22 protein-coding genes and 1 pseudogene are annotated in these 24,255 nt (G+C 65.8%); 11 read left to right on the top strand and 12 right to left on the bottom strand.

Annotated elements, in window-relative coordinates:
- Nucleotides 1-297 precede the first annotated feature (297 nt).
- Nucleotides 298-1,392 (top strand): dioxygenase family protein, encoded by a 1,095-nt coding sequence (locus ACTQ49_RS13870; RefSeq protein ID WP_441828429.1) that lies wholly within the window; start codon nucleotides 298-300, stop codon nucleotides 1,390-1,392.
- A gap of 74 nt (nucleotides 1,393-1,466) precedes the next feature.
- Here ACTQ49_RS13870 and ACTQ49_RS13865 read toward each other — a convergent pair whose 3' ends face one another.
- From ACTQ49_RS13865 to ACTQ49_RS13855, 3 genes are all read right to left on the bottom strand, one after another.
- Nucleotides 1,467-1,640, bottom strand: a complete 174-nt coding sequence (locus ACTQ49_RS13865; protein ID WP_441828428.1) for a hypothetical protein — start codon at nucleotides 1,638-1,640, stop codon at nucleotides 1,467-1,469.
- A gap of 79 nt (nucleotides 1,641-1,719) precedes the next feature.
- Complete coding sequence (locus ACTQ49_RS13860; protein ID WP_441828427.1) at nucleotides 1,720-2,973, bottom strand: MFS transporter; 1,254 nt, start codon at nucleotides 2,971-2,973, stop codon at nucleotides 1,720-1,722.
- Between the two features lie 210 nt (nucleotides 2,974-3,183).
- Nucleotides 3,184-3,648 carry a MerR family transcriptional regulator gene (locus ACTQ49_RS13855; RefSeq protein WP_441828426.1) on the bottom strand — a complete coding sequence of 155 codons (465 nt, stop codon included), beginning with the start codon at nucleotides 3,646-3,648 and terminating at the stop codon, nucleotides 3,184-3,186.
- Nucleotides 3,649-3,729: 81 nt separating this feature from the next.
- On the opposite strand from ACTQ49_RS13855, the gene ACTQ49_RS13850 reads away from it, so the two are divergent.
- From ACTQ49_RS13850 to ACTQ49_RS13840, 3 genes are all read left to right on the top strand, one after another.
- Complete coding sequence (locus ACTQ49_RS13850; protein ID WP_441828425.1) at nucleotides 3,730-4,725, top strand: alpha/beta hydrolase; 996 nt, start codon at nucleotides 3,730-3,732, stop codon at nucleotides 4,723-4,725.
- Nucleotides 4,718-5,341, top strand: coding sequence for a sugar O-acetyltransferase (locus ACTQ49_RS13845; protein WP_441828424.1), 624 nt, complete (start codon nucleotides 4,718-4,720; stop codon nucleotides 5,339-5,341). The genes ACTQ49_RS13850 and ACTQ49_RS13845 overlap by 8 nt, the downstream gene beginning before the upstream one ends.
- A 188-nt stretch (nucleotides 5,342-5,529) precedes the next feature.
- Entirely contained in the window at nucleotides 5,530-5,874 is a 345-nt protein-coding gene (locus ACTQ49_RS13840; RefSeq protein WP_441828423.1) for a cyclophilin-like fold protein, read from the top strand.
- Nucleotides 5,875-5,974: 100 nt separating this feature from the next.
- Here ACTQ49_RS13840 and ACTQ49_RS13835 read toward each other — a convergent pair.
- From ACTQ49_RS13835 to ACTQ49_RS13825, 3 genes and pseudogenes are all read right to left on the bottom strand, one after another.
- Nucleotides 5,975-7,021: pseudogene (locus ACTQ49_RS13835) on the bottom strand (serine hydrolase domain-containing protein).
- A gap of 38 nt (nucleotides 7,022-7,059) precedes the next feature.
- The gene (locus ACTQ49_RS13830) at nucleotides 7,060-7,359 is read right to left on the bottom strand and encodes a HigA family addiction module antitoxin (RefSeq protein WP_441828422.1); all 300 of its coding nucleotides are present in this window, start codon (nucleotides 7,357-7,359) and stop codon (nucleotides 7,060-7,062) included.
- Between the two features lie 8 nt (nucleotides 7,360-7,367).
- Nucleotides 7,368-7,595 (bottom strand): type II toxin-antitoxin system RelE/ParE family toxin, encoded by a 228-nt coding sequence (locus tag ACTQ49_RS13825; protein ID WP_441828430.1) that lies wholly within the window; start codon nucleotides 7,593-7,595, stop codon nucleotides 7,368-7,370.
- Nucleotides 7,596-7,971: 376 nt separating this feature from the next.
- On the opposite strand from ACTQ49_RS13825, the gene ACTQ49_RS13820 reads away from it, so the two are divergent.
- The gene (locus tag ACTQ49_RS13820; RefSeq protein ID WP_441828421.1) at nucleotides 7,972-10,050 is read left to right on the top strand and encodes an ATP-dependent nuclease; all 2,079 of its coding nucleotides are present in this window, start codon (nucleotides 7,972-7,974) and stop codon (nucleotides 10,048-10,050) included.
- A 766-nt stretch (nucleotides 10,051-10,816) separates the two neighbouring features.
- On the opposite strand, the gene ACTQ49_RS13815 is transcribed toward ACTQ49_RS13820, so the two are convergent.
- Nucleotides 10,817-11,500, bottom strand: a complete 684-nt coding sequence (locus ACTQ49_RS13815) for a hypothetical protein (RefSeq protein WP_441828420.1) — start codon at nucleotides 11,498-11,500, stop codon at nucleotides 10,817-10,819.
- A 300-nt stretch (nucleotides 11,501-11,800) separates the two neighbouring features.
- Here ACTQ49_RS13815 and ACTQ49_RS13810 point away from each other — a divergent pair, with 300 nt between their 5' ends.
- Nucleotides 11,801-12,097 carry a hypothetical protein gene (locus ACTQ49_RS13810; protein WP_441828419.1) on the top strand — a complete coding sequence of 99 codons (297 nt, stop codon included), beginning with the start codon at nucleotides 11,801-11,803 and terminating at the stop codon, nucleotides 12,095-12,097.
- Between the two features lie 23 nt (nucleotides 12,098-12,120).
- Here the strand turns inward: ACTQ49_RS13810 and ychF are convergent, their stop codons facing one another.
- Complete coding sequence (gene ychF, locus ACTQ49_RS13805; RefSeq protein ID WP_441828418.1) at nucleotides 12,121-13,194, bottom strand: redox-regulated ATPase YchF; 1,074 nt, start codon at nucleotides 13,192-13,194, stop codon at nucleotides 12,121-12,123.
- Nucleotides 13,195-13,389: 195 nt separating this feature from the next.
- Between ychF and ACTQ49_RS13800 the strand changes: the two genes are divergently transcribed.
- Entirely contained in the window at nucleotides 13,390-15,105 is a 1,716-nt protein-coding gene (locus ACTQ49_RS13800) for a substrate-binding domain-containing protein (RefSeq protein WP_441828417.1), read from the top strand.
- Between the two features lie 97 nt (nucleotides 15,106-15,202).
- Nucleotides 15,203-16,402 carry an LCP family protein gene (locus ACTQ49_RS13795; RefSeq protein ID WP_441828416.1) on the top strand — a complete coding sequence of 400 codons (1,200 nt, stop codon included), beginning with the start codon at nucleotides 15,203-15,205 and terminating at the stop codon, nucleotides 16,400-16,402.
- 23 nt (nucleotides 16,403-16,425) lie between these two features.
- Here ACTQ49_RS13795 and ACTQ49_RS13790 read toward each other — a convergent pair whose 3' ends face one another.
- Together ACTQ49_RS13790 and ACTQ49_RS13785 are read right to left on the bottom strand one after the other, a co-directional pair.
- Complete coding sequence (locus ACTQ49_RS13790) at nucleotides 16,426-16,974, bottom strand: CatB-related O-acetyltransferase (protein WP_441828415.1); 549 nt, start codon at nucleotides 16,972-16,974, stop codon at nucleotides 16,426-16,428.
- Nucleotides 16,975-17,193: 219 nt separating this feature from the next.
- Nucleotides 17,194-18,462: a M18 family aminopeptidase gene (locus tag ACTQ49_RS13785; protein WP_441828414.1), complete on the bottom strand. Its 1,269-nt coding sequence runs from the start codon at nucleotides 18,460-18,462 to the stop codon at nucleotides 17,194-17,196.
- A 101-nt stretch (nucleotides 18,463-18,563) separates the two neighbouring features.
- Between ACTQ49_RS13785 and rmuC the strand changes: the two genes are divergently transcribed.
- Together rmuC and ilvA are read left to right on the top strand one after the other, a co-directional pair.
- Nucleotides 18,564-20,159: a DNA recombination protein RmuC gene (gene rmuC / locus ACTQ49_RS13780; RefSeq protein WP_441828413.1), complete on the top strand. Its 1,596-nt coding sequence runs from the start codon at nucleotides 18,564-18,566 to the stop codon at nucleotides 20,157-20,159.
- A 44-nt stretch (nucleotides 20,160-20,203) separates the two neighbouring features.
- Nucleotides 20,204-21,469 (top strand): threonine ammonia-lyase IlvA, encoded by a 1,266-nt coding sequence (gene ilvA / locus ACTQ49_RS13775; RefSeq protein WP_441828412.1) that lies wholly within the window; start codon nucleotides 20,204-20,206, stop codon nucleotides 21,467-21,469.
- Nucleotides 21,470-21,493: 24 nt separating this feature from the next.
- Here ilvA and ACTQ49_RS13770 read toward each other — a convergent pair whose 3' ends face one another.
- Both ACTQ49_RS13770 and ACTQ49_RS13765 read right to left on the bottom strand, forming a co-directional pair.
- A complete protein-coding gene (locus ACTQ49_RS13770) occupies nucleotides 21,494-22,150 on the bottom strand; it encodes a GPP34 family phosphoprotein (RefSeq protein WP_441828411.1) in 657 nt (218 codons plus the stop codon).
- Nucleotides 22,151-22,284: 134 nt separating this feature from the next.
- Complete coding sequence (locus tag ACTQ49_RS13765) at nucleotides 22,285-23,250, bottom strand: 4-hydroxy-3-methylbut-2-enyl diphosphate reductase (protein WP_441828410.1); 966 nt, start codon at nucleotides 23,248-23,250, stop codon at nucleotides 22,285-22,287.
- Nucleotides 23,251-23,419: 169 nt separating this feature from the next.
- Here ACTQ49_RS13765 and ACTQ49_RS13760 point away from each other — a divergent pair, with 169 nt between their 5' ends.
- A complete protein-coding gene (locus tag ACTQ49_RS13760; RefSeq protein WP_441828409.1) occupies nucleotides 23,420-24,121 on the top strand; it encodes a hypothetical protein in 702 nt (233 codons plus the stop codon).
- Nucleotides 24,122-24,255 lie beyond the last annotated feature (134 nt).

Here is a 24,255-nt window from a genome sequence, read left to right as displayed (position 1 = left end):
TTCGCCATGCTCAAGAACCGGGAGCCCTACCGAGCACCCGCCCCGACGCCAGAACCCTCACCCATACCCCTCGCCGCTTGACGAGCAACATAGGGACACCCCCCCGGGCACCTGCCCCGCGCTTGCGAACAACCTACGCCCGGCCCCAGCCTCGACCAACGGGCCGCGGACTTCCCGTGCTCACAGGTGGTTCAAACGAATCACACAGACGGGGTGAATAGCGTCCAGGGGACGGTCCGGAACCCACCAGGCCCGAACCACACTCCCCTCGGACCACATCCACAGGAAGAGACCCAGATGAGCCCTTCGCCGCACGCCAACCCCCAGCGCCCCTTCCCCTCGGCCACCGAGGGCGGGGCCAGCCCTCGGGACCCGAATGCCCCGGTGCCTGAATTCGAGGGCCGCCCCCTGCGCCGCCCCACCGAGGACGTGGAGGACCAGGGCGCCAGCTTCGACCTCGGGACGATCATGAGCCGTCGCCGGACCCTTGGCTTCCTCGGCGCTGGGGTCAGTGCCCTGACACTGGCCGCCTGTGGCGTCTCGGAGAAGGCCAGCTCCAGCGCCTCCTCCACCAGCTCTGCGGCATCCAGCTCGCCCAGCAGCACGTCCCAGTCGTCGGCCTCGGCCAGCTCCAGCTCGTCGAGCGAGGCTGCCACCGAGATGCCGACCGAGACCGCCGGCCCCTACCCGGGCGACGGCTCCAATGGCCCGGATGTCCTCGAGGAGTCCGGCATCGAGCGCTCCGACCTGACCACGAGCATCGGCTCGGACAAGGCCGTCGAGGGCGTGCTCATGACCCTGACCATGCGCGTCCTCGACATGTCCAATGGCAATGCCCCCATGGTGGGCGCCGCCGTCTACGCCTGGCACTGCGATGCCCAGGGGCAGTACTCCATGTACTCCGACGGCGTCACCGGCGAGACCTGGCTGCGTGGTGTCCAGGTGACCGGCGATGACGGCACCGTCACGTTCACCTCGATCATCCCCGGCTGCTACACCGGCCGCTGGCCGCACGTGCACTTCGAGGTCTTCAGCAGCATCAAGGACATCACGGACGCGACGAACGCGATCCTCACCTCCCAGATCGCGATCCCCGAGAAGCAGGCGAGCGCGGCCTATGCGCTGGACGCCTACGCCGGCTCGGCCCAGAACCTTGGCCAGGTCACCCTGGCCACGGACAATGTCTTCTCCGATGGCTACGAGCAGCAGCTGCCCACCATCCAGGGCTCCGTGGACAAGGGCTTCACGGTGACCATCGACGTGCCGATCGACCCCACCACCGAACCCGAGGCCGCCTCGGTGGGTGGCATGACGGAAGGTGCCGGTGGCGCCCCCGGAGTGGGCCAGCCCCCGTCGGGTGGCCCGGGTGGCCCCGGCTCGACGAACGGCTGATCGCCAGACCGGCTCGTCAGACCGGCTCGCCAGGGGCGATCATCACCCTCTGGCGAGTCGGCCCAGCACGGGCATCAATCCTGCTGCTGTGACTGCTGGTGCGCCTCGTACATGTCCTTGGCCATCCGGTACTCCTGCACCGCAACCCACAGCCGCGCATCCTCGACGGTCTCGAAGCTCATGGCCGTCAGCTCCTCGATCGGCACCGGGGCGGAATCACCCATGCGCTCATCAAACAGATCGCTCATGCTGCATCCTTTCAAGCCGCGAGCCGACACAGGCAGCGACCCGCGGACACGGACGCCAGCCTGAAGTCCGACCACCCCTTCACGCGGTGCGCAGCGCCCGCACGGCCATCCACACGATGGGCACGAGACATGCCCCGGAGATCAAGGCCAGCCCCTGATATTGCGCGGCCATCATCACCGGCCCCGCCACGCCCGCAGCCACCGCCGCGCCCAGGTTCACCAGGGCATCCAGGGTGCCCTGCCCCTTCGCCCGGATCTCGACGGGAGCAGAGGCCACCAGCAGCGCCGAGGACGAGACCGACGCGAAGCTCCAGCCCAACCCGAGCAGGAAGAGGCCCAGGTTGAGCACCGCCATGGTCTGGCCAGCCAGCGCGCAGCAGGCCAGGGCCACCACATGGATCGCCACCCCCACGAGGATGCAGCCCACGGTGCCCAGCCGTCGGTCCGAGAGCCAGCCCACCACGGGCGAGAAGGCGAACATGCCCGCGATGTGGAGGCTCAGGGTGAGGCTGACGGCACCCAGGCCATGGCCGTTCTGGTGCATGTGGACCGGGGTGAGCACCATCACGGCCACCATGACCGCCTGGTTCAGCGGTGCCGCCACGACGGCCAGCCGGGCCAGCGGGATCGCCCACAGCTGTCGCCAGACCTCGGCCCCACCTGCCCTGGCCTTTCCTGCCCGCGGTGACTCGCCGTGGGTCTGTGCGACGCGCATCGGGTCGGGGCGCAGGAAGCAGAGCAGGAAGACCAGGGTGGCGACCAACCCGACGGTGGTGAACAGGTAGACACCGGCCAGGTCGGGCAAGCCGAGGCCCTGGGCAAGGCTGGCCAGGGGCGTCGCCAGCAGCGGCGCGGTCACGGCGCCGATGGTGGACGCCCACACGATCAGCGAGAGCGTGCGCCCCGTACGCGTCGGCTCCTCCATATCGGTGGCCGCGAACCGCATCTGGAGGTTGGCTGCCCCACCAGCGCTGAACAGCAGCGATCCAACCACCAGCAGGGGCAGGTTGTGCCGCGAGAGGGACGCGATCGTGATGAGTCCACCCACCATGGCCAGCAGCCAGCCGGAGGCCAGTGCCCCGCGTCGTCCACGCTGAACTGCGAGCCACGCCAGCGGACCTGCGACGATGGCGGCACCGATGGCATTGGCGATGCGCACGATGCCGCTGAGCGACTCATCCCTGGTGACCTCGTAGGCCACGAGCGAGTTCATGCTGGAGCCGGCGCCGACCGCCAGCCCTCCCATGGCCTGCGCGATGAAGAGCACGACGACGGCCCGTCGCTGCCACGCACGGACCTGCGCTTCTGCCTGCCAGGACTCGGTCTGCTGCACCCGTGGATTCTTCCATGGTGGCCCCCGGTGCACGGAGGGCCCGCCACGATCAGCGGCCGGTGCTGTGAAGTGTGTCGGTTTCCCCCCGGAACTGGGTGGAAAACCGACACGCGATGCAGGCGGTCAGACGTTGAAGCGAAACTCCACCGAGTTCAGGCACGTACCGAACGTCCTGCGCTCCAGGGTCGACTCCTGATCATCCAGCAGGCATCAGCGAGGCACGTCCCCGGAAGTGCCGGCCAGATAGGCCTGGGCGGGGCGATGCCGCTCGGGAACCTGTTCCACGGGCAGCGATCGGACCGCGGCCTCCGTCCCCGCCCCTGCCGCCTGTTCGTAGTACCAGGTCTTGAACTCCAGCACGCCGAGCACACGCTGGAGCTCCCGGATCTCCTGCTCCACGCTCTCCTTGCGGGCCTGGAAGAGGTCACGCCGTCCTTCCAGCGTTGCGTCGCCCTGGGCCACCATGTCCATGAAGTCCTTGATCTGCCGGATGCTCAGACCGGATCGCTTGAGGCACTCGATCACCCGGCACGCTTCCAGATCCTGCTGCGAGTACTGGCGACGACCACCCGAGGTGCGCCCCACCGCGGGCAACAGCCCCTCCGCCTCGTAGTAGCGCAGCGTCGACGTCGGCACCCCGAGCCGCTTGGCCACCTCACCGATCGCAAGTCCCATCCAGCGCCCCTTTTGACTTCAAGTTCACTTCAACTTCTACAGTGGTCACTGTACGGCATTCCGATCCTAAGAGGAGCCACCATGACCGCCACCACCCTTGAGCTGACCGCTGCTTGGGACAAGACCTTTCCCCTCAGCGACCAGGTCGAGCACGAGAAGGTGACCTTCCACAACCGCTTCGGCATCGAGCTGGCTGCAGACGCCTACCGCCCGAAGGACGCCGCACGACGCCTGCCGGCCCTGGCCGTCTCGGGCCCCTTCGGCGCGGTGAAGGAGCAGGCCTCCGGCCTCTACGCCCAGACGATGGCCGAGCGCGGATTCCTCGCCATCGCCTTCGACCCCTCCTACACCGGCGAGAGCGGCGGCACGCCCCGCCGCGTCGCCTCCCCCGACATCAACACCGACGACTTCTCCGCGGCCGTCGACTTCCTCGCGACCCGTGACGACGTCGAGGCTGAGGCCATCGGCATCATCGGAATCTGCGGCTGGGGCGGCATCGCCCTGAATGCTGCCGCCCTCGACCCGCGGATCAAGGCCACCCTCGCGTCCACGTCATATGTGATGACCAGGGTGGCAACGAAGGGGTACTTCGACTCCGAGGATTCCGCCGAGCAGCGGATGGCGGCCCGGCGTACGCTCGCCGCGCAGCGAACGGCCGACTATGCCGCCGGCGACTCCCAGCGCGCCGGGGGCGTCCCGGACGAGCTGCCTGCCGACGCCCCGCAGTTCCTCGTCGACTACCACGCGTACTACAAGACCGAGCGCGGCTTCCACGAGCGGTCCGGCAACTCCACCGACGGCTGGAACACCACATCGAACCTGTCGTGGATGAATACGAACCTGCTGCAGTTCGCCGACGAGATCGAGAATGCGGTCATGGTGCTGCACGGCGAGAAGGCGCACTCCCGCTACATGGGCGAGGACGCTTTCGCGCTCCTGAAGGGCGGGAACAAGGAGCTGGTGATCGTTCCAGGTGCGAGCCACGTCGACCTCTACGACGGCGGCGACTCCCACGCCATCCCCTTCGACCAGATCGAGCAGTTCTTCACCACCCACCTGGAGGCACAGCATGACTGACGACACCCACCAGCCCCAGAGCCACCGGTGGACGTCCGCCGTCATCGACGGTCTGGACGCGCTGCTGGCCGCCCTCGACGCCGGCGAGACGATCCGCGCAGAGTCACCGCACCATCAGGCCATGCACGCCGCCAGCCAAGAGGCCCTGCGCCTGACTGCCGAAATCAACGGCACCTTCCACGACCCCGAGGAAGTGGTGGAGCTGATGAGCGCCCTCACTGGGCGACAGGTCCCCGACTCGTTCCGCATGTTCCCGCCCTTGACCACCGACTTCGGCCGCAACATCCGCTTCGGAGAGCGGGTGTTCCTCAACAGCGGCTGCCGCTTCCAGGACCAGGGCGGGATCGACATCGGCGACGACGCGCTCATCGGGCACAACGCCGTCATCACCACGCTGAACCATGACCTCGACCCGGCACGCCGCGCCGACATGCACCCTGCCCCCGTGCGTATCGGGCGCGGGGTCTGGCTGGGAGCGAACGTGACCATCCTGCCCGACGTCACCATCGGCGACGGCGCTGTCATCGGCGCGGGATCGGTCGTCACCAAGGACGTCCCGCCCAACACCGTCGCGGTCGGCGTCCCCGCGCGCCACATACGCGACATCACACCATGACCCTCGCCGCCAAGCACCTCCTCCGGCGCTCGACCCGCATCGCGGTCGCTCTGATCGCCGGGTCACACGTCGTCGCCTGCACCGGCACAACCCCACCGGACACACACCCCGCCAGCGGACACAGCTCGACAGCCGCCCCGTCGCCATCAGCGCCGGGCACACCCACCGACGCCGAGGAGGAATCCACCATGATCGTCACCGTCAACGGGCACGACCTCGAACTCCGGCTCACCGACAACTCGTCGGCGCGCGCGCTGACAGACCTCGCCGGGGAAGGCGGCCTCGAGCTCACGATGGAGGACTACGGCGGGTTCGAGAAGGTCGGCACGCTCCCCCAGCGCCTGCCCACCAACGACGAGCAGATCGCCACTCAACCGGGCGACGTCATCCTCTACCAGGGCGACAAGCTCGCCATCTACTACGGCACCAATACCTGGCGCTTCACCCGGATCGGCCGGATCAACCTGGACGCCGACCGCCTGCGCCGAGCACTCGGCGATGGAACAATCACCGCAACTCTGCACAACAGCTGAGGCCCCCACCCGGCACCAAGGGGCGCTCCCAAATGTTCAGTTCGAGAAGCGGAACTCCACCGCGTTCCGATGGAAAGGGCCATGATGCGATCATGTGCCCCTAGCTCATGCCCGATACGCCCAAGGACGCGCCAGCCAGAGCCCGCCCCAGGTCATCCACCGAGTTCATGGTGTTGCTGAGCACGACCACGCCCCGCGCACGGCTGGGGCAAAGACTCATCCAGCTGCTGAAGCCACCAGTCATGCCGTTGTGCCACACCAGTGAGTCCTGGTCGATATGCCAGCCGTAGCCGATGCGAAGACCGCCGTCGACGACAGCGGCCGGTTCCATCGCACTCGCACCAGGCGCAGTGCCGTCCAGCAGCGCCTGGAGGTATCGGGTCATGTCAGCGAGAGTCGATCGAACACTTCCACTGGGCGCTTCAGCACCCAAGGTCCAAGGCGCAGACCGCCTCCCCCACATGACCGAGTAGCCGCGCGACGCATCGGCTGGAAGCAATTTTGGATCTGATGGAACGAAGGTGTCGACCATACCCAATGGCGCGAACAACCGTTCCTCGAGCAGCCGCGGGAAACTCGTCCGGGCTTGGCAAGCCAGCGCCTAGCCGAGCAAGGAGTACCCGAGATTGGAGTAGGCATACTCCTTCAGCCCCACATTCGACCGTCGCGCGTCCGCGATCAGACGCTCGAGAGTCACAGACGCGCTGGGGTCATGCACGAGCAGGGGCCAGAGCACAAGACCAGAGATGTTGCGGCACGTCCTTGCCATGCCAGGCAACCCACTTGTGTGCATGGCAAGCTCTTCAAGCTTGATGCCAGCCGCCTCGCTTCCCTCCAGTTCAAGGAAGGCCCCCAACTGGGCTCGTCGGCTGATGTCACCGCGCTCGACCATGTCGGCGAAGACCGAAGCCGTCATCGTCTTGGTGATCGAACCGATCTCATACTGCGTGTGCCGATCAGCACCAAAATGCGCTTCACGGACCACGCCCTTGTCGATCACCGCAATACTGGCCCGTTCTCGAGGACCGTGCGAACACCTAAGAATCTCCTCGGCTTCGCGGATCAGCCAGGAATTCCCAGATGACGGGCTGCACAGTTTCGGAGTCCTGACCCGAGCGAAGACCTCGACACCCGCCACCCCCGCCATCACCAGGCCCGCCCCGACAGCCAGTCGTCTACGAGAGTTCACGCGACCTGCAACGGCTTGATCTCCGCCACCTGCTCGGCCACACGCTCCTCCGCCAGCTCCAACTCGTAGCGCGACTGCAGGTTGAGCCAGAACTGCGGCTCCACCCCGAAGTACCGCCCCAGCCGGAGCGCCGTGTCGGCCGTGATGGCCCGCTTGCCGTGCACGATCTCGTTGATCCGCCGTGGGGGGACGCCGATGGACACGGCGAGCTTGTGCTGTGTGATGCCGAACCCCTCGATGAAGTCCTCCATCAGGACCTCGCCCGGATGGATCGGCGCGTAGAGCTTCTCAGTCATGGTGCACCTCAGTGGTAGTCCTCGATGATCACGTTCTCCGGGCCAGCCTCGGTCCACACGAAGCAGATCCGCCACTGATCGTCGATCCGGATGCTGTGCTGACCCTTGCGGTCACCCTTCAACGCTTCGAGGCGATTCCCCGGAGGGACCCGAAGCGAGGCGAGAGACACGGCAGCGTCCAACTGATGCAGCTTTCGGTTCGCCGTCCTATGGATCCTCGGATCGATCCTCGGCACCCGCTCACGCAGCCATACGAGCTCCGTGTCGCGGTCGCCGAAGGATCTGATCACCACTCAACAGTGCCAGACATGACGCGATGCGTCAATAACGTCAGCCGTTAAACCTGAACTCGACCGCGTTCCGTAGCCGGTGACCATCTGGTCATACCGAGGATACGAGCAGTGACGGGGACGGAACATGCCCGCTTCATCGCCGCGTCGGCCAGCTGTTCGCCCCCGCCGGCCGAAAGGCATGCGCGGCGTCGGTCCCTGATCGACGCTCCCCTCGCTTGGTAGGCTGGATTTCTCGCTGGCATCGATGATACAGCTGAAGGCGCGAGCCGGACGCACATCTTTTCGAGGCCGCCAGCAGACCCGAAACTAGGAGCTTCCCGTGCGCCTCACCCATGTCAGGATCAAGAATTTCCGCGCCCACAGCGACACTGAGCTCCCCTTGCCCCAGCTCGGGTGCCTCATTGGCGAGAATAACGCAGGGAAGTCGTCCGTGCTCCATGCGATCCAGTACGTCCTCGAAGACAAGAAGCTCAGCGCTGAGGATTTCCGGAACCCTGAACTTCCGGCGAGCGTGGAACTAAGCATCGAGGGGATCGACGAGGAAGATCTTCGAAGGGTGAACGAGACGCATCGAGACCGGGTGCGCGAAATGCTCAGGGGCGGCGTGCTCACGATCGTTCGCGCGCAGGAAATCGACGGGAAATCCGAATCTAGGTACTTGAAGCTTGGCCCGAGCGACCCGTCATGGAGCCAAGAATCACTGGCTTCGACCATCAAGGGAAAGAAGGGCGCTCAGCTCCGTCAAGCGGTCGTCGAATTACTGCCCCCGATGGAAGACGCACTACCCGCAGCCCCGACTCAGCAGCACGTCAAGGACGCGTGGGCTAAACTGGTCGAGCAGCTGCCGCCCGAGGAACTGGAAGAGACACCCACCGCATACCCCACGGGCATCGCACAGTCCGTCAAGCCACTCCTCCCGTCCGTGATCTACATCGAAGCTGTGAAGGATGCTTCCGTGGAAGCGAAATCTACCGGGACTTCGGCCTTCAGCAAGCTCCTCGAACTGCTCTTCGACGAAGTAGCGGACCAGTTCAGCGACATCAACGATCAGTTCCGCTCCGTGTATCAGAAACTCAACCGTTCTCTGAATGACGACGGTTTGGAAGTCGACGCCCGACTTGAGGCCGTCCAGCGCATTGAATCGACGATCGAAGGGTTCGTCCGCGCGAGCTTTCCCGGCGTCTCACTCCGCATGGACGTGCCCGCACCGACGCTATCCATGCTGCTATCCGGTGCCGAGCTGCGCGTCGACGACGGGCACGAGGGCTCCATTTCCAGCAAGGGCGATGGCCTCAAACGGACTGTCCTATTCGCCCTGCTCCGAGCGTACGCAAGCATTCGGAGCACCGGCCTGAGCGATGATACGCGATCAGAGTCCCCGCGCCCCTCTTATGTCCTGCTCTTCGAAGAGCCGGAGCTCTACCTGCACCCCCGTGCTCAGCGCCAGCTTATGGCGGCCCTGGGCACCTTCTCGAGCGAACACCAGGTGCTGGCCACTACCCATTCCCCAGGGTTCTTCCGCCCAGGGACGGAGGGCTTCGCCCGGCTCCAGAAGACCGATGATGGGGTATCAGCGCACCCCGTTGACCTCACGATCGGCCATCGGGACGCCTACCAGATCGTGCAACACGAGAACAACGAAGCCGCATTCTTCGCGCAGAGCGTCGTCCTGGTCGAAGGTGACAGCGACACCTTCACCTATCCACATCTGGCGCGACTGATCAATCAGGACTGGGACGACATCGACAAGAACATCATGTTCGTCAAAATCGACGGCAAGGGGAACATCAAGCGCTACAGGGAGTTCTTCTCCAGCTTCAAGATCCCGATCCATGTCATCACCGACTTGGACGCCCTCGTGCGCGGCTTTGAGCAACTGACCCGAGACGGGGAGACCCGAGCTGCGCACTCGAGGCTGATGGGACTGATCGGCGAAATGATCTCTGATCCTAGCGAACCTAATAGCAAGACAGTGCGGAGCATCACCGGCCGCCGAAATGCCAGCGAGCTGTGGTCTGCCGCGCAGTCCCACCTGTCTGATTGGCGCGACGCTCCTAGCGATAACGTCGCCCGCCTCCTGGATGAGACGCTGAGCGAGCTCTTCGACGCCGGCAATGGCGATGCCAAGCTGAACGAACTCGCAAATCCGTCCTCGGAGGAGATCTCCTCTGCGCGCGATGCCGTGATCTCGTCTCTCGCCGACGAGAATGTATACGTTCTGCGCCGGGGCGACCTCGAGACCTACTGCCGGACGAACGCGGGCAGAGACAAGGTCGCAACGGCAATCGAGTTCTGCGAGAGCACCACCAATCTTGAAGCTCTGCGTGAGCTCCATGCCGAAGATGCTGACGATGTGGTGCAGGAACTCCAAGGCATATTCTCAAGGATATACAACTGATATGACGCCCAGGAACTTTGTTGTGTGGCTCGCCATTTTCAGAGGTTAGGCGGCGAATCGAAAGCTCACCACGTCCATAGCAGAATCATCTTAGGGATAGGCCATCGATCAGGCACGCACGACAACGCGACCACCGTCGTCGCTTCCAGCCTCGACGAACCGCGTGAATTCCCGGGTGATCGCAATAAAGTGCCCCGCAGTGATCGGAATCTCCGCGCCATCGACTGCCAGCCAGCCGTTTCTCCCAAAAATCGAATACGCACCCTCCACCCCGCCGTGAAGATGATCATTCGGCACAGTGCCGACAACTCCACCTTGCACAACTCGAGCGCACTCAGTCTGAGGCTCTCTCTGATGCACTTGTCGAACGGACTGGCAGCGGGATGATGCCCGTGGGCGACCACCAGATCAATATCATGAACTATGGATCAATTCTCACCACCGCGGTACAAATCATCTGGTCCCGAACACAGTGATCACTTTCCGCAGCAGATCGTCGACAAGACCTCCACTACACATTAAACCGGCTCTTCGGACTTGAGCTGGCACTTCTGCTCCCACGTCATGGCCATGACAACAACCTAAATGTCACTCGTGGCAGTCGGGATCCCGGACCAGATTGCACCGGCCAGCATCATGCTTTCTTCGGCGCAACCGGCGCAACCTTGAGCTCCCCTAGTTCACGCACGTACCAAACCTCTAGGGCGCACGCCCGTAGGCACGGATTCGCCGACTTCGGCGTGGTTTGCTCACCGATCACACGTGATCAGATGTGAAAGCGCACCTCGGTGAGTTGCGGATCCGCAGGCATATCCGGGTAGTGGCCGCGGAGGCCCTCCTGGTAATCGGAATCCAAATCCGACATCCGAATGGGACGCACGTCGTCGACGACACCAGACATTGTCACGAAGCCGAGATGCTCCCCGTCCTCAAAGACAAAGGTAGTCAGCCCCAAGGGCACCGGATCCCGGTAACGAATAGTCCTCGTCTTGCGGCCAGCAAGCACATCGTCGAGATAACGGCGGCTGAATCGTACGAAACGGTCCGGGTCTTCGTCCGGCTGTGCATAGGAATATGGCAGCAACTCACGCACGGAAATAGAACGGACTTGGTCATCGTTGGGCACCAGCACACAGATGTCAGGGTGCTGATCCAGCATCACCTGACGACAGCGCCCGCACGGCGAAATGACGCCACGTCCGCCATCGCCCACAGCAACCATGGTCGCCAACCGCCCCGCGTGAGCGCTGGCCGCTATGCCAAGAACGACGAGTTCAGCGCACGGACCCCCATTGAAGTGATAGTTATTCACCCCGGCGTAGATGTTGCCGTTCAGATCCATCGCAGCCGCAGCGACCGTGTGATTCTGGTCATCACCCAGCGTCGCCGCAAGCTCCATCGCTTTGGCAATCACCACATCGTCGTTCGCCCAGCCAGTCGGTGTCGTCATCCCAGCAGCATCCCACCCGCCGAGAAACGGTCGCAACCGCAATTCAGGCCCCGGCTCAAGCCATCACGCCAAACCGGAACTACACATTGAACCTGAACTCCACCGCATTACGTCACGGATAGGCCTCTCCGTCGCGTATCGAGAGCATAAGATGGGGGGAGCATGTGCGCCACCAATCTGTGGGCGATCAACGCCGCAGCCTTCACTTCGGAGTTCCAGCGATTCACTGAGGACAGGCTGGGCATGCCGCCCGTGCAGACCACCATGCGCATAGCCTCCCCTCGAGTCCGAGGCTCGTCCGTGGTGTTCACTCTGACCAGCCGGATGTGTGACTGCGACAGTCTCATCGGGCGTCGCAACGACGCGCCGGTCCACGGTGAGATCGAAGCCGACGCGTGGCTCGGGTGGTTGCGTGACATGCCGGACCACGTCGCGAACGTATCGCGTGTCGCTGTGCTCCGAGCCTGGAGCCCCGAGGACGACGATGTGGTGCCCTCCCGAGCTCGAGGCATCGGCATCGGAGAACTCAGCGAGAGCGTGCTGCGCGACGTTCGCGACGACACTCTGCTGACGATCGACTACCCGCGGGTGGTCTGAACGCAAACTGCCCGGAGCTCCCGCTACACGTTGAAGCGGAACTCCACCACGTCGCCGTCCTGCATGACGTAGTCCTTGCCCTCCAGGCGGGCCTTGCCGGCCTCGCGGGCGGCCTTCACCGAGCCGAGCCCGACGAGGTCCTCGTAGCTGATGACTTCGGCCTTGATGAAGCCCTTCTGGAAGTCGGTGTGGATCACGCCGGCGGCCTCGGGCGCGGTGGCGCCCTTCTTGATGGTCCAGGCGCGGCACTCCTTGGGGCCGGCGGTCAGGTAGCTCTGCAGGCCCAGGGTGTCGTAGCCGACGCGGGCCAGCACGTCCAGACCGGGCTCCTCGACGCCGGACTCGGCCAGGAATTCGCGAGCCTCGTCCTCCTCCATCTCGGTGAGCTCGGACTCGAACTTGGCATCCAGGAAGATCGCCTCGGCGGGGGCAACCACGTCTCGCATCTTCTGCTTGAGGTCTTCGTCGGCCAGCTCGTCCTGGTCGCAGTTGAAGACATAGATGAAGGGCTTGGCGGTCAGCAACATCAGTTCGCGAAGGTGTTCGGTGTCCAGACCTGCGGAGAAAATGGTGCGTCCCGAGTTGAGGACTTCCTGAGCCTGGATCATCGACTCAAGCTTCGGCTTGAGCTCCTTGCGGATGCGCGAGTCCTTCTCCACCCGGGGCAGCGCCTTCTCAATCGTTTGCAGATCTGCCAGCACCAGTTCAGTGGTGACGGTGTCGATGTCATTGGCCGGGTTCACGGTGCCGTCGACATGGGTCACGTCGTCGTCGACGAAGACGCGGGTCACCTGGCAGATCGCGTCGGCCTCGCGGATGTTGGCGAGGAAGGCATTGCCCATCCCTTCCCCTTGCGAGGCGCCCTTCACGATTCCGGCGATGTCCACAAAGCTAACGGTGGCAGGGATCAGGGTCTTCGATCCGTAGATCTTGGCCAGCTCGGCCAGACGGGGTTCCGGCACGCCGACGACGCCGACATTCGGCTCGATCGTCGCGAACGGGTAGTTCGCCGCCAGGACATTGTTGCGCGTGAGGGCATTGAACAATGTCGACTTGCCCGCGTTCGGGAGACCTACGATTCCAATGGTGAGTGCCACGTTGGCACAGCCTAGTTGGTCACCGATGCAGTCCCTAATATGGACGCGCGTCCATGAAAGGATGACGAGAGGAATGCGGGCGAACCAGCCCCCAGACCGCAGAATTCGTCTGATCAGGCCGACTGACCCGGGCGGCACGCAATTGACTAGGGGTTCTATCCTTGAAGCAGTCCTGTCCACACCTCGGGGGAGATCATGAGCAAACCAGCACCTAAGCGGGCGCTGCCGCAGAGCACGGGGGCCAAACTCCGTGGTCCACTGCTGATCGCGGGCGCCAGCGTCGCCACACTGGCCATCGCCGGTACGGTTTTCGCGCTCTCGCAGCCGGGCCGCAGTGCCACCGGGGATCAGGGCCGCGGATGTCCCGAGCAGGCCTCTGTTCTGGTTGACCCGGCCTGGGCCACCACAGTCCAGAGCGCGGCCGATGCCTGGGGTTCGAGCCTGGGCAAGGACTGCCGCCCCCTCGACGTGACACCCCAGCTCTCGAGCGTCGTAGCACGTAATGGCCTGGGTGAGGCCGATGGTTGGTTCCCGGAGGACCTGAGCTCACTGCAGACCGCCAGCGACGCCACGGTCCGCGACGCCAAGCACACCAAGGTCGGCTCCTCGCCGCTGGTCGTCGTGACCCAGGCCGAGGCCGCCAAGGCCATTCCCGGCGGGCTCCAGGGCGAGACGCTGCGCAAGATGATCACGCTGGACAACACCTGGGCCGATTACGGACACAAGGAGTGGGGGCACTTCAAGCTCGTCCTGCCCAACCCGCAGACCACCGTGGCCGGCGCCGCGGCCTTCGGCAGTCTGATGCAGCAGGCCGGACGAGGAACCGCCATGCCGGAAAATCCCGTTGCCGCCACCCAGGACCAGCTGAACATGGCCAAGGTGGAGCAGCGGCTGGTGGCCCGCCCCGAGCTGGCCGACGTCATCGGGCAGTTGGCCCCCAACCCGTCGGATGAGAACGGCAACACACCCGCTGGACCCCGCACTGGCGTGACGACCCTGTCCCAGGCCCTGACCTCCGACACCAAGCTCGGCGCCAGTTTCCTGGACACCCGCACGGGCCTCACCCTGGTGATGGCCAACCCGGAGGAGAACAGGACACTGGACAAGTTCAGCACCTGGCTCACCAGCAAGGCGGGCGCAGAGGTCCTGGCCAAGTCCGGCGTCGACACGGCACTGGCCTCGCCCGACGCAGCCCGACTGCAGGCCTTGGGCCTGCCTGCGAAGCTGCCGAATGTCCAGCCCAATGTCGTGCAGCAGATGGAGATGTCCCGCAAGGCCCTTGGGCTCATGCAGAAGCGCACCTCCACCCTGCTGGTGGTGGATGCGTCCGGCTCGATGGCCGAACCGCTCGGCCCCGGGGGTCCGAAGCGGATCGAGGCCCTGACGGGCCTGGCGCTGGGCAGCTGGGATGCCTGGCCGCCCGGCATGGCCAATGGCCTGATCACCTTCCGGTCCACCAATGACGCGGCCATGAAGCCCGTGATCAAGGTCGAGGTCCCACTGCAGCTCGACACCACCAAGGAGTGGCGCAAGGAACGCCCCAAGTTCCGCAACGCCCTGCTGGAACTGAACCACGAGGTCAGCGGTGGCACCCCGCTCTACCAAGCCATCGCAACCGCGTGGCGCTACAACGTCGAGAACTACCAGAACGGCCTCACCAACCGCATCGTCGTCGTGACCGATGGCCGTGACGAGGACGCCGACAGCGAGGTCAGCTACGACCAGCTGATGGAGGCCCTGCCCAAGGAGCCCGATCCGACCCGCGAGATCAAGGTCACCTATGTGGCACTCGGACCGGATGCGGACTTCGCCACCCTGCAGAAGATCGCCAAGGCCACAAATCAGAAGGCGATGCAGATCAACTCGGTCGACGATCTGCAGAACAAGATGGCGGAGCTGATGGTCAGCTGACGCCACACCAGGCAGAACCCGGGGCCACCGCACGACGCGGCGGCTCCGGGTTCGTCATTACCGGCCCCTTGATGCCGCCCGGCCTATCCTGCTGTCCATGTCGCACGCGAATCCGACGGATCTCCCCGCCCGCCATTCCTCCGGTGCCGGGCGTTGGCTCAAGCGTCTCGCACTGGCCGTGCTGGCGCTGGTCCTGGTCCTGGGTCTGGTGGTGGGTGGGTATCTGTGGAACCTGCGTCGCACGGTGGACTCCAATGTGGAGCGACAGGCTCTGCTCCCGGCCGGCACGAGCCAGACCCTGATGGTTCCGCCGAATGCCGATGGCAATGTGATCGGGCCCGATGGCACCCTCCTGGTGGACGACCAGGGACAGCCGATCGATGCATCGACCCTGCGTGTGGATGCCAAGGGCCAGGTGGTGGATGCCAAGGGACGCCCGATGCTCGTCCACGAGGGCACCCTGCTGCCCCGGATGTCGGACGACCAGCCCGGTACCGTGCTCAAGGGCGTTGCCCTCACCCGCCCGGAGTCGGCCGGCAATTCGCTGAACTTCCTCGTGATCGGCACGGACAAGGCCACGGGCGGCGCGGCCCGGGCCGACGTGATCGTGCTCGCCCACGTCTCCGGCGACCGCAAGGAGGTGGACCTGATCCACTTCCCCCGAGACCTCTACGTCGACATCCCCGGTCAGGGCAAGGACAAGATCAACGCCAGCTACGCCGTCGGTGGCGCGCCCCTGCTGGTGCAGACGATCCAGCCGCTGGTGGGCGTGCCCGTGGACCACGTCGCCGTCACCGACTTCGAGGGCTTCGTCACCATGACCGACGCCATCGGCGGGGTCTCGCTGCCCACTGACGACGGGCCGCAGACCATGAACGGCAAGGAGGCCCTGCGCTGGGTCCGGGAACGCAAGACCCTCAGCCAGGGCGACATCAGCCGTGGCCAGCGCCAGATGCAGTTCATCCGAGCGGTGCTGGTCAAGGGGCTGTCGCGCGACGTTCTGACCAATCCCACGAAGCTGGCGAACTTCCTGGACGCCGGCACCAGCAACATGGTGGTCGACGAGTCCTTCACCACCAACCAGATGCAGTCCATCGCAGTGAGCATGCGAGACGTGCGGGGCCGCAACATCGACATGCTGACGGCGCCTTGGACCTCGGCAGGGCCCGGCCCCGGCGGCATGTCCATCGTGAACATGAGCCAGGAACAGATGGCGGAATTGTCCAAGCACCTGCGCACGGACACGATGGACAGCTACAAGGATGACGTCTCCCCCAAGAGCGGCTTCGGGGGCTGATCGCCCACTACCCAGCCAGGCGCTCAGAGCCCGCGTGCTGCTCTGAGGGCCGCCAGCAGGGCGTCGGTGTCAGATCCGCTGAGCACCGGGATGAGCCCCCTGATGGTCTCGTCGGGCAGGTCCCACCACCGCAGCTCAAGCAACTCGTCGACGATTTCCTGGGGGAAGCGGCTGCGCAGTGGCTTGGCCGGGTTGCCCCCGCAGATCGTGTAGGGCGGCACATCCTTCACCACCAGGCTCCCGGCTGCCACGATCGCGCCGTCCCCGATCGTCACTCCCGAGACGATGGTGCTGCGGTGCCCGATCCACACGTCGTTGCCGATCACCACGTCACCCTTGGAACTGGGGAAACCGTCGTACGGCCCACCGGTCTGCCACATGATCCGGAAGGGATAGGTGGTCCCCCGGTCGGTCGCATGATTGCCTCCCAGCAGGATCGAGACATCCTTGGCAATCGAGGTGAAGGAGCCGACGACCAGACGGGTCTCGTCATCCTCGAAGGTGTGCACCGTGGGTGTGCCGTAGGTGGCCCGACCCCACTCCAACCTGCCCTGACGCCGGAGTTGGTCCATCCGCATCGCGTGGACGCGCCCCGGGCACAGAACTTCGAACCCGCGCATCACTGGACCCATGACCTTGGCCCCTGACAGCTTCATCTCTCCCGCATCGCGGGAAGTTGCCGTCAACGTCCCTGCGAAGAGCAATATTGGAGCACGGGGGCGTGAACACGCCAGACCTGTCCCGGAAAATCCTCTGAAGAAGACTGGACAGGACTTGACCTTTCCGGGCGATCAAGCACCCGCCCAGTAGGCCTCCAGGGAACGCTTGAAGTACCAGGGATCCTCCACCCCACACAGCTCGCGCGCCGAGTGCATGCTGAGCAGGGGAATGCCCACGTCGACGGTGGTGATGCCCAACCGGGTCGCCGTCAGCGGGCCAGTCGTGGAACCGCAGGGAACGGCATTGTTCCCGACGAATGCCTGGGTGGGCACATCGGCCCGCTCACAGGCCCGCTTCCACAGGGCAGCGCCGATTCCATCGGTGGCATAGCGCTGGTTGCCATTGATCTTGAGCAGCGGGCCCGCATTGAGCTGCGGGTGGTTGTTCGGGTCATGCATCTCGACGTAGTTGGGGTGCACCGCGTGTCCCGCGTCGGCACTGAGGCAGGACGAACGCGCCAGGGCCGCCCGATGTGCGGCACCCACGAAACCGAGCCCCTCCGAGAGGCGCACCAGGACATCCTCGAGGAATGGACCGCAGGCACCCGAGCGTGTTGAGCTGCCCACCTCCTCGTGGTCGAAGGCCGCCAGCACAGGGACATCCCTCCCCGGCGCGACGTCCATCAGCGCACGCAAACTGGCGAAGACGCTGGACAGGTTGTCCATCCGACTGGACGCGAAGAATTCCTGGTCCGGTCCGAAGACGGCAGGGGCCTCCGTGGGGTAGGCGTACACGTCATGGTGCGCCAGATCGCTGACGTCGATGTGGGCGACGCGGCAGAGGTATTCCTCGATGTCCAGGCTGGTGTCGAGCGAGTAGAAGGGCATCAGGTGGCGCTGACGGTCCAGGTGCAGACTCTCGTTGACACTGCGGTCCAGATGGGGCGCCAGCTGGGCGATCCGGGCGATGGGGCCGGTGCGCACCAGGTGCACCTGGCCGTCGACGGTGCCCAGACGCCCGGCCAGGCCGAGTTCACGGTCAAGCCACGAGTTGTTGAGCGGACCGCCGTAGACCTCCATGCCGGCCTGCTGCCAGCCGACGGTGGTGCAGGTGGGATTGGGCTTGAGCTTGAAACTCGGCGAATCGGTGTGCGATCCGACGATCCGATAGCCCGAGTTCTCGTCCACCCCCTCGGGAACCAGCCAGGCGATCAGCGCGCCGTCGCGGACCACGAACTGTCCACCGGCGATCTCGCCCCACGCCTCACGCTCATCCAGTTCCACGAAACCACTTGCCCGCAAGTGCTCGGCCATCTCGGCCACCGCGTGGTAGCTGGTGGGCGAGGCGGTCACGAAGTCGGCGAAGGATCCGATGAAGTCGAGTGCAGCGTCACTGGGCATGCCGGCATTATCCCCCGTTGTCACGGCCAACACCACCGCGGGCCGCGCTGGTGGGGCATGGTGCGGCAAAATTGTCAGGGGTGTGGGGCACAGTGGACGCCATGGACACCACCTCGATCGTCATGCTGCTGGCGGGGCTTGCCGTCGGCCTGCTGGTCGGCGTCGCTACCAGCGCGTTCGTCGCTCGTGCGCGTCGGGCAGCGCTGGAGGCCTCGGGCCAGAGCGCCGTGTCCGAGGCGCGCGCCGAAGCAGCCACCCTGCGCGCCGACGCTGCCAAGGCCTGGAACCAGATGTCGGAGGTACGTGCAGACCTGGAACGAGCGCGGGCCGAGGCGGAGCGGATGCGGGCCGAGGCTGCCACCGTTCGGGCCGACGTCGCGGATGCGCAGACCCAGGTGGCCCAGGCCAATGCGCAGACAGCACAGGCCCTCGGGGAGAAGGCCGATGTGCAGGCCCGTCTCACGGGCGTCATCGCCGAACGAGATGCCGCAGTTGCCCGAGCCGAGGAACTGGCTGCGGACCGGGAATCCATCGAGAATCGCTTCAAGGTGCTCTCCCACGAGAGCCTCGAGCGGCAGGGCAAGCAGGCCGACGCCGCGGCAGAAGCCCGATTGCGAGCCACGGCAGACCTGATGACCCCCGTCGCCGAGAGCCTCAAGCTGATGAATGAGCGGATCAACCAGGTGGAGCGCGAGCGGGCCAGCGCTACCGCGGAGATGCGCGAACAGATCAATTCAGTGCTGGTCACCAGCGAGAACCTGCGTCGCGAGACCAACTCGCTGGTCAGCGCCCTGCGCAAACCGCAGGTGCGGGGCACCTGGGGCGAGACCCAGCTCAAGCGGGTGGCCGAGCTGGCGGGCATGGTGGAACGCTGCGACTTCGACGTGCAGACCTCCACCACCACCGAGGATGGCGTGCAGCGCCCCGACATGCGGGTGAACCTGGCCGACGGAAAGGTCCTGTTCGTGGACTCCAAGGTGCCGCTGAGCGCCTTCCTGGACGCCTATGAGGCCACCGATGACAACCTGCGCGACGCACACCTGGCCACCTTCGCACGCCACGTCCGCACCCACATCGACCAGCTGTCCAGCAAGCAGTACTGGAAGCTGGAGAAGAACACCCCCGAGTTCACGATCCTGTTCATGCCCAGCGAGGCCTTCCTGCAGGCCGCACACGAACAGATGCCCGATCTGCACGAGTATGCGGCCCGACGCAACATCACATTGGCCACTCCGAGCATCCTGATCCCCATGCTCCGGGCGGTGGCGCATGGCTGGCAACAGGCTGCCCTGGCCGAGAGCGCCGCCCAGGTGGCCGAACTGGGGCGCGAACTGCACGAGCGGCTGGCGCGGATGGGGCAGCACTTCGACGGCGTCGGTCGCGGCCTGGCCCAGGCCGTGCGGGCCTACAACTCCACGCTGGGATCCCTGGAGAGCCGCGTGATGGTGACCGCCCGCCGCTTCAATGATCTGCAGGTGACCCACACGGAGCTGCCGCCCGGCAAGCCCGTGCAGGAGACACCGCGCCCGCTCACTGCGCCGGAGCTCACCAGCGCACCGGATTCCACCGCAGCAGCAGGTGGGACAGCAGCACTCCCCGAGCGCTCGGAACTGCACCGGACGCAACCGACGCTCGACGAGCTGGTGGCTCCCGAGACCCTCCCACCAACGGGTCACGATGCCCGGCGGTCCAGCTGACGGCCTCGGGAGGCATCGTCCAGCAACCCGCCTAGGATGAATCGGTGACCTCCCTTGCAGACCTGGCCAATTTCGTCGACGACGCAGCCACCCGGCTCTACGGCGTGACGGTACGAACCCCGCTCCAGCGCAATGCGCGCCTGAGCGAGGCGACCGGAGCCGAGGTCTGGCTCAAGCGAGAGGACCTGCAGCCCGTGCGCTCCTACAAGCTGCGCGGTGCCTACAACCTCATCAGCCAACTGCCCACCGCCGAACGCGCAGCCGGAGTGGTCTGCGCCTCCGCCGGCAATCACGGTCAGGGCGTGGCCTGGAGCTGCGCACGACTGGGCATCAAGGGCCGCATCTTCGTCCCCACCACCACCCCCCGCCAGAAGCGCGACCGGATGATCGCGCTGGGCGGCGAGTGGGTGGAGCTGGTGGTGACGGGTGACACCTACGACGAGGCAGCCGCTGCCGCCAAGGAGTACGTGGCCAGCAGCGGGGCCACCATGGTCTCCGCCTTCGACGATCCCCGCACCGCCGCTGGCCAAGGAACAGTCGCGCGGGAAATCGTCGAACAACTCGGCCATGTGCCCGACGTGCTGCTCGTACCCGCCGGCGGTGGCGGCATGCTGGCTGGCTGCGCGGCATGGCTGGATCGCCATCCCCGGACACGGATCGTCGGAGTGGAACCCGCGGGTGCCGCCTGCATGGCCGCCGCACGCGCAGCGGGGGAACCCGTCGAACTTGCGACCATTGACACCTTCGTCGACGGGGCCGCGGTCCGTCGCGCGGGTGACTTCACCTTCCCCCTGGTGCAGGCCGCCGAGGTGGAACTGGTCACCGTCCCCGAAGGGGAGATCTGCACGGAGATGCTGGCCATGTACCAGGTGGACGGCATCATCGCCGAACCTGCCGGTGCGCTGGCCGCCGCGTCCCTGCGTTCCTCCACGCACACCCCGGCGGTGAGCGTCGAGCCCGGCCAGAGCGTGGTGGCGATCGTCAGCGGCGGCAACAACGATGTCTCCCGCTATGCCGAGATCGTCGAGCGTTCCCTCATCCAGGAGGGGCGCAAGCACTACCTCCTGGTCAACTTCCCCCAGGAGCCAGGCGCGCTGCGCCGCTTCCTCGACGAGGTGCTCGGCAGCGACGACGACATCACCTACTTTGAGTACGTGAAGCGGTCCAATCGTGAGATCGGTCCGGCGCTGGTGGGCATCGAGCTGGGCGATCCGGCCACCTACCCGCAGCTGATGGCACGGATGACGGCCTCCGGCATCACCAGCGAGGTGGTCTCCCCCGACTCGCCCTTCTACCGATTCCTCATCTGAGCACGCTCGGATTCCCGTCGGGGACTATGAGCTGGCGACGACCGCCGTCGACGACGCCGAGGACTCCATCGCCTCCCTCGCCTTGAGGCCTCCCCGCAGGACCTCCAGGACGACGTCCGGGAGCGCGCCGGCATCGCACATCCGCTCGGCCTGCTTGCGCAGCTGACGGTAGTCGTCTCCGAGCACCTGCTTCTCGAGCCGTGCGATGCGCAGCCCCCAGGCCAGGACGAGGGTGCGCTGGTCGGTGGTTCCGGCCCGCAGCGCATGCTGCGTCTGGTCGGCGAGTTGACGCACCGCGTGAGCATTGGTGGCGATCTCCTTGGTGGAGTCGAACAGACCGATGACCGTGCGCGTGGAGCGGCGAACCTGACCAGCTCGCACCAGGTCATCCAGCACCCCGATGTCGCTGCCCTTGCGCACCTTCTGGACCAGCACGCGAGGCTTGCGATCCCCCGCCTGACGAGCTGCGTCGAGGGTGCGCCGCAGCGCCTCCGGAAGCTGTCCGTCGTGCTGGCCACTCACCGTGACCTGCTTTCCGTTCAATGAGAGCGCGGCCCCAAGGGCCAGCTCGGCCAGGAGCACCGCCGGAATGGCGTAGCTGAGAGATGCCGTCTGGCGTCGCCCGCCGTCCGAGGGCTTGAGGGCGAGCAACATCAGGTCATGCGCGATCGTGTTCTCCATGGCACCAGTCAACTGCGTCGGGTGCGCTCAGCCATCCGTCTGCGGACTGAATTCGTCGGCAGACGTGTGACGGCTCCCTCCGCCGTGGGAGGGAGCCGTCGTCGCGGTGTGTTCCTGCGGGTGTCGGCGTGAGGTCAGGCCTGCTCGCGCTGCTTCATGTCCTTGCGCAGTTCCGGCGGCAGTGCGAAGGTCAGCGACTCCTCGATGATCCGCTCCTCCACGGCCTTGGGGTATCCCTTCCCCTCCAGGTACTCCAGAACTCCGTCGACGAGCACCTCCGGCACCGAGGCGCCGCTGGTGATGCCGATGCGGTCAACGCCATCCAGCCAGGCCTCGTCGATCTCCGAGGCATTGTCCACGCGGTAGGCGGCCTTGGCGCCGGCCTCGAGGGCTACTTCCACCAGCCGGACGGAGTTGGACGAATTGGAGGACCCGACGACGATCACCAGGTCCGAGTTGGCGGCGATCTCCTTCACCGCCTGCTGGCGGTTCTGGGTGGCGTAGCAGATGTCGTCGCTCGGGGGAGCCTGCAGCAGCGGGAACTTCTCCTTGAGCCGGTCCACCGTCTCCATGGTCTCGTCCACGCTGAGCGTGGTCTGGCTGAGCCACACCACTGGCTTGTCCGTGGGCAGCTCCACCTGGTCGACGTCATCCGGGTGCTGGACGAGGGTCATGTGGTCGGGCGCCTCTCCCATGGTGCCCTCCACCTCCTCGTGACCGGCGTGGCCGATGAGCACGATGGGCAGCTCGTCCTTGGCGAATCGCTTGGCCTCGTGGTGCACCTTGGTGACCAGCGGGCAGGTGGCATCAATCGTCTTCAACTGGCGTTCGGCGGCCTGTTCGTGCACGGCCGGGCTGACGCCGTGGGCGCTGAAGACGACGGTGGCACCGGCGGGAACCTCGTCGAGTTCCTCGACGAAGATGGCTCCCCGCTGCTCGAGCGTCTCCACGACGTGCTTGTTGTGCACGATCTGCTTGCGCACATAGACGGGGGCACCGTAGATGTCCAGCGCCTTCTCGACGGTGATCACGGCGCGGTCGACTCCGGCGCAGTATCCACGCGGGGCGGCGACGACGACGTGCTTGGCAGATTCGGTCATGGCCCAAGTCTAGGGGCCGTCGCTGAAGCCCCTCTGAATCGAGCAGTCGATCGGCGTCCACGGACCCCCAGCCGCGAAAGACTGCACGTCAATGACCCCCCGTCATGGCCTTTCGCCGTCGCCTGACAGCGGCCGTCCGCGCCATCTCCCGGACAAGGAAGCCCCCCCGGTGCCTCGTCGCACCCACCTGTCGCCTTTCACGCTCGCCGTGCTCGCCGTCCCCTTGGTGGCGGCCTGCGGCCAGGACAGCGTCACCTTCGAGGCCCGGGACGTCGCCACGCCGGCATCGAGCACGGTCCAGCCCGCCTCATCCTCCAGCTCGGTCCCCGCCGCCGTGTCCTCAGCCGACGTGTCCTCAGCCGCCGTGTCCTCCACCAACGTGTCCTCCGCCAACGCGTCGCCTGCAGCGGGGATCACCTCCCCCGCCTCCCCCGGCTCCGCGCCGGCCTCGACGACCCCGGTGGTCACGACGGCCTCCGCTGCCCGCCCGGTACCGAGTGGCGCGATCAGGCTCGAGGCTCGCGACGTGGGCTATGGGACATCTGCAGCCTCCCTACGCACGCCCACCGGCAACATCGGCTGTGACTTCACCGTCGACGGGCGGGCCGGCTGCGCTGTCCATGAACAGGACTGGAAGCCGGCGGACGACGGCTACATGTGGGTCGCATTGGATGCTCCCGCGGGCCCCACCACCCGCCTGCAAAATGACGTCCCCGACTCCGCCTGGCCTGGCGTCACGGTGCTGCAGTACGGGCGTTCCGCCACGTTCGGGAGCTTCGCCTGCACCTCGGCCTTCGAGGGGTTGACCTGCTGGAACACAACGACGGGACACGGTGCCTTCATGAGCCGTCAGGAATACCGCCCCTTCTGACCCTGCCCCCGGCAGATGGGGTCTCCCCGTTACCTTGCTGGTGACCCCGTAGGGAGGGGTCACGGTCGCCGGGCCCGGCATGACTCAGTGCCCCTGTCTCACCAATGATCCGGGGGGTGTTGTCACCGGGCCTG

Origin of the sequence: Luteococcus sp. Sow4_B9, from assembly GCF_052116585.1 — a bacterium.
In the GTDB taxonomy this organism is placed as follows: Bacteria; Actinomycetota; Actinomycetes; order Propionibacteriales; family Propionibacteriaceae; genus Luteococcus.
Note: the sequence above shows the minus strand (reverse complement) of the source record. Positions and strands in the feature narration are given on the sequence as shown.

Excerpts from the sequence above, each read along its gene's own strand:
- ACTQ49_RS13770 (WP_441828411.1), bottom strand. The coding sequence starts at position 22,150 with ATGGAGAACACGATCGCGCATGACCTGATGTTGCTCGCCCTCAAGCCC.
- ACTQ49_RS13845 (WP_441828424.1), top strand. The coding sequence starts at position 4,718 with ATGACTGACGACACCCACCAGCCCCAGAGCCACCGGTGGACGTCCGCC.
- ACTQ49_RS13865 (WP_441828428.1), bottom strand. The coding sequence starts at position 1,640 with ATGAGCGATCTGTTTGATGAGCGCATGGGTGATTCCGCCCCGGTGCCG.
- ACTQ49_RS13795 (WP_441828416.1), top strand. The coding sequence starts at position 15,203 with ATGTCGCACGCGAATCCGACGGATCTCCCCGCCCGCCATTCCTCCGGT.
- ACTQ49_RS13815 (WP_441828420.1), bottom strand. The coding sequence starts at position 11,500 with ATGACGACACCGACTGGCTGGGCGAACGACGATGTGGTGATTGCCAAA.
- ACTQ49_RS13850 (WP_441828425.1), top strand. The coding sequence starts at position 3,730 with ATGACCGCCACCACCCTTGAGCTGACCGCTGCTTGGGACAAGACCTTT.
- ACTQ49_RS13765 (WP_441828410.1), bottom strand. The coding sequence starts at position 23,250 with ATGACCGAATCTGCCAAGCACGTCGTCGTCGCCGCCCCGCGTGGATAC.
- ACTQ49_RS13840 (WP_441828423.1), top strand. The coding sequence starts at position 5,530 with ATGATCGTCACCGTCAACGGGCACGACCTCGAACTCCGGCTCACCGAC.
- ACTQ49_RS13855 (WP_441828426.1), bottom strand. The coding sequence starts at position 3,648 with ATGGGACTTGCGATCGGTGAGGTGGCCAAGCGGCTCGGGGTGCCGACG.
- ACTQ49_RS13785 (WP_441828414.1), bottom strand. The coding sequence starts at position 18,462 with ATGCCCAGTGACGCTGCACTCGACTTCATCGGATCCTTCGCCGACTTC.
- ACTQ49_RS13800 (WP_441828417.1), top strand. The coding sequence starts at position 13,390 with ATGAGCAAACCAGCACCTAAGCGGGCGCTGCCGCAGAGCACGGGGGCC.
- ACTQ49_RS13830 (WP_441828422.1), bottom strand. The coding sequence starts at position 7,359 with ATGACTGAGAAGCTCTACGCGCCGATCCATCCGGGCGAGGTCCTGATG.
- ACTQ49_RS13790 (WP_441828415.1), bottom strand. The coding sequence starts at position 16,974 with ATGGACCAACTCCGGCGTCAGGGCAGGTTGGAGTGGGGTCGGGCCACC.
- ACTQ49_RS13870 (WP_441828429.1), top strand. The coding sequence starts at position 298 with ATGAGCCCTTCGCCGCACGCCAACCCCCAGCGCCCCTTCCCCTCGGCC.
- rmuC (WP_441828413.1), top strand. The coding sequence starts at position 18,564 with ATGGACACCACCTCGATCGTCATGCTGCTGGCGGGGCTTGCCGTCGGC.